General features: G+C 63.0%; 7 protein-coding genes and 1 pseudogene. 4 read left to right on the top strand and 4 right to left on the bottom strand.

Features of this window, described 5'->3' with window-relative positions:
* From JCM21793_RS21940 to JCM21793_RS21930, 3 genes are all read left to right on the top strand, one after another.
* Positions 1-2,083: AAA family ATPase (locus JCM21793_RS21940; protein ID WP_025031731.1), on the top strand; the 2,083-nt coding region annotated here is incomplete at its 5' end.
* A 20-nt stretch (positions 2,084-2,103) separates the two neighbouring features.
* Positions 2,104-2,610 carry a conjugative transfer signal peptidase TraF gene (gene traF / locus JCM21793_RS21935; protein ID WP_036541438.1) on the top strand — a complete coding sequence of 169 codons (507 nt, stop codon included), beginning with the start codon at positions 2,104-2,106 and terminating at the stop codon, positions 2,608-2,610.
* A 1-nt stretch (position 2,611) separates the two neighbouring features.
* Positions 2,612-3,754 (top strand): conjugal transfer protein TraB, encoded by a 1,143-nt coding sequence (locus tag JCM21793_RS21930; RefSeq protein WP_025031729.1) that lies wholly within the window; start codon positions 2,612-2,614, stop codon positions 3,752-3,754.
* 326 nt (positions 3,755-4,080) lie between these two features.
* Here JCM21793_RS21930 and JCM21793_RS29395 read toward each other — a convergent pair whose 3' ends face one another.
* A complete protein-coding gene (locus JCM21793_RS29395) occupies positions 4,081-4,236 on the bottom strand; it encodes a hypothetical protein (RefSeq protein WP_155983515.1) in 156 nt (51 codons plus the stop codon).
* Positions 4,237-4,483: 247 nt separating this feature from the next.
* Between JCM21793_RS29395 and hutC the strand changes: the two genes are divergently transcribed.
* Entirely contained in the window at positions 4,484-5,218 is a 735-nt protein-coding gene (hutC, locus tag JCM21793_RS21920; RefSeq protein ID WP_025031728.1) for a histidine utilization transcriptional repressor HutC, read from the top strand.
* Positions 5,219-5,223: 5 nt separating this feature from the next.
* On the opposite strand, the gene JCM21793_RS28485 is transcribed toward hutC, so the two are convergent.
* From JCM21793_RS28485 to JCM21793_RS21905, 3 genes and pseudogenes are all read right to left on the bottom strand, one after another.
* A complete protein-coding gene (locus JCM21793_RS28485; RefSeq protein ID WP_025031727.1) occupies positions 5,224-5,760 on the bottom strand; it encodes a HutD/Ves family protein in 537 nt (178 codons plus the stop codon).
* A pseudogene (gene hutU, locus JCM21793_RS27740) lies at positions 5,757-7,453 on the bottom strand (urocanate hydratase). Before hutU ends, JCM21793_RS28485 begins: the two are co-directional and overlap by 4 nt.
* Before the next feature lie 13 nt (positions 7,454-7,466).
* Positions 7,467-7,909, bottom strand: a 443-nt coding sequence (locus JCM21793_RS21905) for an N-formylglutamate amidohydrolase (RefSeq protein WP_025031726.1), incomplete at its 5' end; no start/stop codon positions are given.

The following is a 7,909-nucleotide window of genomic DNA, read 5'->3' as shown; positions in this document are numbered from 1 at the left end:
CGGCAAGACCACAATGATGAAGGCCGCCCGCGAAGCCTGGGAACTGGCCGGCTACAAAGTCGTCGGTGGCGCGCTTGCGGGCAAGGCGGCCGAGGGTCTGGAAAAGGAAGCGGGCATTCCGTCGCGCACGCTCGCCTCCTGGGAGCCCGGTTGGCAGCAGGGCCGCCGCCGTCTCGATGACAAGACCGTATTCGTTCTCGACGAGGCGGGCATGGTCTCGTCCCGGCAGATGGCGACCTTTGTCGAAGCCGTCACCAAGGCTGGCGCGAAACTGATCCTTGTCGGTGACGCCGAGCAGCTCCAACCGATCGAGGCAGGTGCGGCCTTCCGCGCGATCGTCGAACGGACCGGATATGCCGAGCTCGAAACCATCTACCGCCAAAAAGAGGCCTGGATGCGGGCGGCGTCGCTCAATCTGGCGCGCGGCCGAGTTGCAGAAGCGCTCTCCTCCTATCGCGCGAACGGCAAGCTGATCGGGCAACCGCTCAAGGCCGATGCGGTCGAAACCCTGATTACCGACTGGAACCGCGATTACGATCCGGAAAAATCGACATTGATCCTCGCGCATCTGCGCCGCGATGTGCGCCAGCTCAACGAAATGGCGCGCGCAAAGCTCGTCGAGCGGGGGCTGGTCGACGCCGGCCACGCCTTCAGGACAGAGGATGGACCCAGACAGTTTGCCGCCGGCGATCAGATCGTCTTCCTGAAAAACGAAGGCTCGCTCGGCGTCAAGAACGGCTTGATCGGCAAGGTCGTCGAGGCCGCGCCCGGCCGCATCGTTGCGACGATCGGAGACGGTGAGGGGGCGCATCGCGTCGCCGTCGATCAGCGCTTCTATCGCAATCTCGATCACGGCTATGCGACGACGATCCACAAGTCGCAGGGCGCGACCGTCGACCGTGTGAAAGTGCTCGCCTCGCTCTCGCTCGACCGGCATCTGACCTATGTCGCGATGACCCGGCATCGGGAAGATATGGCTCTCTATTTTGGCAGCCGTTCCTTCCACCTCGCCGGCGGGCTCGAGAAGCTCCTCTCCCGAAAGAACGCCAAGGAAGTCACCCTCGATTATGCAGGCGACCGCTTCTACGCCCAGGCGCTCCGCTTCGCCAACAATCGCGGTCTGCACCTCGTGCGCGTTGCCCGGACGCTGATGCGCGACCGGGTCCAGTGGACGCTCCGGCAGAAACAGAAACTCGTCGACCTCGGGCTTCGGCTTCGCGCCGCCGGTGCGCGGCTCGCCGATCAACCGCTTCATCAATCTCCGCAGTCAATCAGAAAGGCCGAGCCGATGGTCAAGGGCATTTCCAGTTTCACCATGTCGGTTACCGATGCCGCAGACGAAAAGCTGCAAGCCGATCCGGTCCTGCAGAAGCAATGGGACAATTTCTCCGACCGTATTCGGCTCGTCTACGCGGATCCCGAATCCGCCTTCAAGGCGATGCGCATGGAGGCCGTCGTGGAAGACCCGAACGTTGCGCAGCAGCGGCTCGGAGAGATCGAGCGGAACGCTGCAAGCTTCGGTGCGCTCAAGGGGAAGGAAGGACTGTGGGCAAGCCGTGCGGATCGTGAGGACCGGCGTGTCGCGGAAGTGAATGTTCCCGCTCTCCGCCGCGACCTCGAACGTTATCTCGACATGCGTGAGAGGGCGACCGCCAAGTACAGACAGGAAGAGGAGGGTCACCGCAAGCGCACCTCGATCGATATTCCGTCTCTGTCACCTGCGGCCGAACGCGCCATGGAAAAGGTCCGCGATGCAATCGACAGGAACGACCTGCCAGCGGCGCTTGGATTTGCACTGGCCGACCGCATGGTGAAGGCCGAACTCGATACCTTCAACAACGCTGTTTCGGAGCGGTTCGGGGAGCGGACTTTGCTCGGCAATGCGGCCAAGGACCCGTCGGGATCGACTTTCGACAAGGCGGCCCAGGGCATGTCGGCTGGCGACCGGGAAAAGCTCAGCACCGCATGGCCGGTAATGCGTGCCGGCCAGCAGCTGGCCGCCCATGAGCGCACCCAGCAGGCCCTGAAACAGTCCGAGGCGCTGCGCCAGACGCAAACCAAAAGCCAGGGGCTAAAGCAGTGAGCCGACGGCGCCGGATCGTCATGGTTGCCGCTCTCGCTAGCATCCCTCTGGCGCTGTTAGGCTTGGGATATGGGATGGGCTTTCGGGTCAATCTGACACCGAGCTATCCGCTTGGGCTGTGGCGGATCGAAACGCTGAACCGCGATGTCTGGGTCGGGGATCGGGTGTTCATTTGCCCGCCGCTGACCGACTCTTTTCGTCAGGCCCGCGAGCGCGAATATGTGCGGCGCGGTCTCTGCCCCGGCTGGCTTAGCCCGCTGATCAAGACCGTCGTGGCGCTGCCCGGGCAGTCGGTTGAAATCGGCACATCCGTTGCGATCGACGGTCTCGCTCTCCCGCAATCCGCAATTCAGCCGCGTGACGGATCGGGCCGCGAGCTGACGCCCTATCCTGGCGGCGTCGTGCCCCCAAACACGCTGTTTCTCTTCTCAACTTTCAGAGGTTCTTATGACTCACGATACTTTGGGCCAATACCGGCCGCCGGCGTTCTCGGGTTGGCGAAACCGGTTTTCACCTTCACGCCATAGCATGGTCACCGCGGCAATGTTCCTCGCCGCTGCAGCAGCGGTCGGCGCCATCGGATGGAGCGGCGAAGTGCTTCTCCTCCCGGTCGCGTGCCTCTTTCCCGCGCTCTGGGCGTTCGCCGCGACGCGGCTGTTCGCAGGCCTGGTTTCGATGGCTTATTTCATGGCGGCGTCGAGAGGCTTGCCGGTCGGCGTATCGATTTTCTATGCGAGCGACATCTGGGTCGGGCTTGGTCTCTGGTTTGCTGCGTCGCTGCTGTTCGTCACGGTGCATACGGTCCTTTGGTCGCCGAAGCCTGGGTGGCATCGGCCGCTGCGATATCTGGCAGCGTGGGCGCTGATGAGCGTGCCGCCACTCGGGATCGTCGGGTGGGCCAGTCCGATCACGGCAGCCGGCGTCCTGTTGCCCGGTTGGGGCTGGGCAGGACTGGCGGCCACAACCGCCGGCCTCTCGGCGATGACCACACGAGCCTGGCCGCTCGCCGGTGTCGCAATCGGCGTGACATTGGCACTATCCGCAACCACCCGGACCGATCCCGAACCGCCGGACGGGTGGGTCGGAATTGACACGACCTTCGATTACCAGGTTGCCGGCGAACATGCCGATTACGCTGAGCATACGGCCACAATCGCGCTTGTCAGACGCGCCGTGGAGAATGGGGCCAGCACAGTTGTTCTTCCCGAAAGCGCGCTCGGGATCTGGACGCCGACAACCGAGCGCCTCTGGACCCGAAACCTCGCCGACCTCGATGTCGTCGTCGCCGGCGGCGCCGTTGTCATCAACGAGAGCGGCTATGACAATGTCATGATCGAGCTGACGGGCGAGGGGGCGAGGATGCTCTATCGGGAGCGGATGCCGGTGCCGGTTTCGATGTGGCGGCCCTGGGCATCTGGCGGCGCTTCGGCGCAGTTCTTCGGCAATCCCACCGGCAGTTTTGCTGGGACGTCGATCGCACCCTTGATCTGCTATGAGCAGCTCATCGTGTGGCCGATCCTTCAGTCCGTGTTGTTTGGGCCGGATGTCATCGTGGCGACAGGCAATGGCTGGTGGACCGGCGATACCAACATCGTCCCAATCCAGAAAGCGAGCGCCAGGGCGTGGGCGTCGCTGTTTGGTTTGCCGCTCGTAACTGCATACAACTATTGAGGGGGAGCGATAGTTGATTTCTTGGGTGCGATTGCGAACCTGAAGATCGCAGGTTCAAATCCTACCCCCGCGACCTAAATCACCAAAGCACTCACCTTCTCGGTATCCTCCAAGCCCCACGCAATTCATGCCGGGTTTTTCTTACGTTCAGAGCTTCAAACAGGATGCCAGAGGTCCTACGAGCGGCATGGTTCGATCTGGCTGGATGCTGTTAGCGAGCGCGCATGGACACCGGTGTTGGAGCTGGTGCCAACCGATTGACGCTGATGCTCGCCAACAGACCACTGCGCCATCTGGTTCTGCTTTCGACGAGAGGCGTTTGGCGTTCAGGCCGTCGCCCAGTTGATCGGGATATTGATCGACAGGAGAGAAGCGTTCTGTTTGGCATAATAGGCTTCGCTGTCGCCATAGTCGCCGATGGAGGTATTGCGGGGCACCATTGCCTTGAAGGCCATCACGTAGAAGACGTTGAACCGGTACATCGGCCCTATATTCGCGAGGCATTCATCCTGCCCCGGCCCGGAACTCGTTCCTCGATCGGCACACATCGGCCGCGACTTGGCCGCGACTGGACACGTGCAGCTTAAGACATTGCATCAGTGGACGACCTGCCTGCGACGCGCGTAAAATATATACTTGAACCGGTGGCCGGGGTATGAGGATGACATCGAGGTTGTCCTGTCTCGCGACGGGTCTGGCACACGACCGTTCGGGTAGACGAGGTACAGGATGGCGAAGGAAAAGTCGGATACGCTTCACGGCCGGATCCTCGACGAGTTTTCACGCAAGATCGTGGACGGGACCTGGCCACCGGGCTTTTCTCTTCCGAAAGAGACGGTACTGGCCGAGCAGTACGGCGTGTCGCGCATGACCATGAACAAGGTTCTGACGCGGTTGGCCTCGGACGGATTCGTGATACGCCGCAAGCGCAGCGGCACCGTCGTCGCGCAGCCCCGGGCGGAATCGGCCGTGGTCGCGATCAACAATATCGGTGACGAAGTCGCTGCACTTGGACGGCGCTACAGGTGGTCTCTCCTGTCGAACGAACGGCGGGCAAGCAACGCACATGACCGCCGCATTTTCAGTCTCCGGGAAGATGAAGGGCGCGACGATTGCCTGTTCCTGCAGGGGTTGCACTATTCCGACGGCGAGCCGTTTTGCCTCGAAACCCGCGTCATTAACGGCGCCATGGCGCCCGATGCTATGTATGTGGACTTCGAGAAAGAAGTACCGGGTTCATGGCTTCTCAACACCATGCCATGGACCAAGGCGCGCCATCACGTGCGGGCGATCAACGTGTCGGGTCGGGATGCGAAGCTGCTGGAATTGCCGGTCGGGGCGGCCTGTCTCGAAGTCCAACGCAGGACGCAGATCGAGGCCAACTGGGTGACCTGCGCGCGCCTGCTATACCCCGGCGAAGCCCATCAGTTGATCGCTGAATTCGATTCGAAGGTCGGGTCGTAGACCGATCAGCCGGGGCGTTTGACGGTCAGAACTAGGGCGTCGCGAGGCACCACATAGTTGACGAGGGCCGGCAATTCGAGAAGATCGTATGTCGCAAGGCCAAGGGCCGGCAGCGGTTTCAGCGCAAAGAGGTAGCTGGCAAGCTGGTCATCGGTTTCAACCGTCTCCCCGCCCTGAAGCACGGCACCTTGTAGTGGCGTGCGGACCATCAGGTTCAGATCGAGCAGCGATTCTCCCAGGAGTTCGGCGACACAGGCGTCGTCGCCTGGAAAAGCGTGCGGACCGTTGCCAGGGCGCGCATCGATGATGCGGCCATCGTCGAAGTGCAGGCGGATCGCGCCGCCTTCAATCGCCGTAAGAACGCGAACTATACCCGGGAAGCGGGAAAACGGACCCGATTGGCTGACTTTTGCCGTGCTGATCCGCCAGTCGAAGTCGTCGAAACCGGCGCCGGATGGAACGCAGATGATTTCTGCGGTCTCTCCGCCGCCGTTCTTCCAGGGGGTGAAGCGGCGCTCGACCTCCCGATGGATGCGACTCACGATCCCAGGATCCGCGGCAGGCGCAGTCGGTGTTCGCGTGCGCAGTCGATGGCGTCCTGGTAGCCGGCATCGGCGTGGCGCCAGACGCCGGACGCGGGATCGTTCCACAACACGCGCTCGAGGCGCTTTGCAGCTTCCGGCGTTCCATCCGCACATATCACCACGCGGCATGCTGCGAAAAGCCCATGCCGACGCCACCGCCGTGGTGGATCGACACCCAAGTCGCGCCGGAGGCGGTGTTGGTCAAGGCATTCAGAAGCGGCCAGTCAGAGACGGCGTCGGAGCCGTCACGCATGGCTTCGGTCTCTCGGTTTGGCGAGGCCACCGAGCCCGAATCGAGGTGGTCGCGGCCGATCACCACGGGCGCCTTGAGTTCGCCGTTGGCGACCATCTCGTTGAACTTGAGGCCAGCGCGATGACGGTCGCCGAGGCCGATCCAGCAGATGCGCGCCGGCAGGCCCTGAAAGGCGATTCGTTCCCGCGCCATGTTAAGCCAGCGGTGCAGGTGCTCGTTCTCGGGGAACAAATCCTTCATCGCCTGGTCGGTCTTGTAGATATCTTCCGGGTCGCCGGAAAGTGCTGCCCAGCGGAACGGGCCGATGCCCTTGCAGAAGAGCGGGCGGATATAGGCCGGGACGAAGCCCGGGAAAGCGAAGGCGTTTTCCAGCCCTTCCTCCTGTGCCACCTGGCGGATGTTGTTACCGTAGTCGAGCGTCGGGACACCGGCGTTCCAGAAGCCGACCATGGCGGCGACTTGGTCCTTCATCGACGCGCGGGCGGCGCGATTGACCGCCTGCGGATCGCTCTCCTGCCTGGCGCGCCACTCGGCAACGCTCCAGCCCTTCGGCAGATAGCCATGGAACGGGTCGTGGGCGGACGTCTGGTCGGTGACGATGTCGGGACGGCCGTTGGGCAGGTTTTCTCCCACCTGCATGCGGCGCAGGATTTCGGGGAACACATCGGCGGCGTTGCCGATCAGCGCCACGGATTTCGCCTCGCCCGCTTTTGTCCAGCGGTCGATCATCGCGAGCGCCTCGTCGAGGTCGCGGGTCTTCTCGTCGCAATAGCGGGTGCGGATGCGGAAGTCGGCGCGGGTCTCGTCGCATTCGACCGCAAGGCAGCAGGCACCGGCCATGACGGCCGCCAGCGGCTGGGCGCCACCCATTCCGCCGAGGCCGCCTGTCAGGATCCACTTGCCGGTCAGATCGCCCTCGTAATGCTGGCGGCCGGCTTCGGCGAAGGTCTCGTAAGTGCCCTGCACGATGCCCTGCGCACCGATATAGATCCACGAACCGGCCGTCATCTGGCCGTACATCATCAGGCCCTTCTTATCGAGCTCGTTGAAGTGGTCCCAGTTGGCCCAGTTGGGGACGAGGTTCGAGTTAGCGATGAGGACGCGCGGTGCATCGGCATGGGTGCGGACGATGGCAATTGGCTTGCCCGATTGCACGAGCAGCGTCTCGTCGGCTTCGAGATCCTTCAGCGAATTGACGATGGCATCGAAGTCTTCCCAGCTGCGCGCGGCGCGGCCGATGCCGCCATAGACCACGAGCTCGTGCGGGTTCTCGGCCACATCCGGGTGCAGATTATTCATCAGCATGCGAAGTGGCGCTTCGGTGAGCCAGCTTTTCGCATTTAGCTCGGTTCCGGTCGGCGGGTAGACGTCGCGCTGGTTGTGACGAGTGTCGGTCATCCGTTGTGTCCTTTCAGTGTTGGTTCCCGCGCCCGGCGGCCTCGGCCGCGGCGAGCATGATGCCGGTAAGAATGTCTGTGAGCTCTTTGCGCAGGCTGGCGCTCTTCTCTGCGTCGAGATCGAAGGGCGGCTCTTCTGTGGCCAGATGCGAGGATTGCGCCAGTTCCATCTGGATGGCGTGAACCCCGTCGGCGGGACGTCCGTAATGGCGGGTCGTCCAACCACCGCGGAAGCGGCCGTTGAGGACATGGGTCCGGCCGGTCGCCGAGGCTGTGCGGAACGCGGCCTGTTCGATCAGCGGATCACAGGTGCGGCCTTCGTCGGTGCCGATGTTGAAGTCCGGCAGGACGCCCTTGAACAGCCAGGGAATGACCGAGCGGATCGAGTGACAGTCATAGAGCACGGCATAGCCGTGGATCGCCTTGACGCGCGCGAGCTCGGCGGCGAGCGCGGCAT

Origin of the sequence: Nitratireductor aquibiodomus NL21 = JCM 21793, from assembly GCF_000615975.1 — a bacterium.
Classification (GTDB): Bacteria; Pseudomonadota; Alphaproteobacteria; order Rhizobiales; family Rhizobiaceae; genus Nitratireductor; species Nitratireductor aquibiodomus.
Note: the sequence above shows the minus strand (reverse complement) of the source record. Positions and strands in the feature narration are given on the sequence as shown.

Bases quoted from the DNA above. Each gene is read 5' to 3' on its own strand.
- traF (WP_036541438.1), top strand. From the start codon at position 2,104: ATGGTTGCCGCTCTCGCTAGCATCCCTCTGGCGCTGTTAGGCTTGGGA.
- JCM21793_RS21930 (WP_025031729.1), top strand. From the start codon at position 2,612: ATGGTCACCGCGGCAATGTTCCTCGCCGCTGCAGCAGCGGTCGGCGCC.
- JCM21793_RS29395 (WP_155983515.1), bottom strand. From the start codon at position 4,236: ATGTACCGGTTCAACGTCTTCTACGTGATGGCCTTCAAGGCAATGGTG.
- hutC (WP_025031728.1), top strand. From the start codon at position 4,484: ATGGCGAAGGAAAAGTCGGATACGCTTCACGGCCGGATCCTCGACGAG.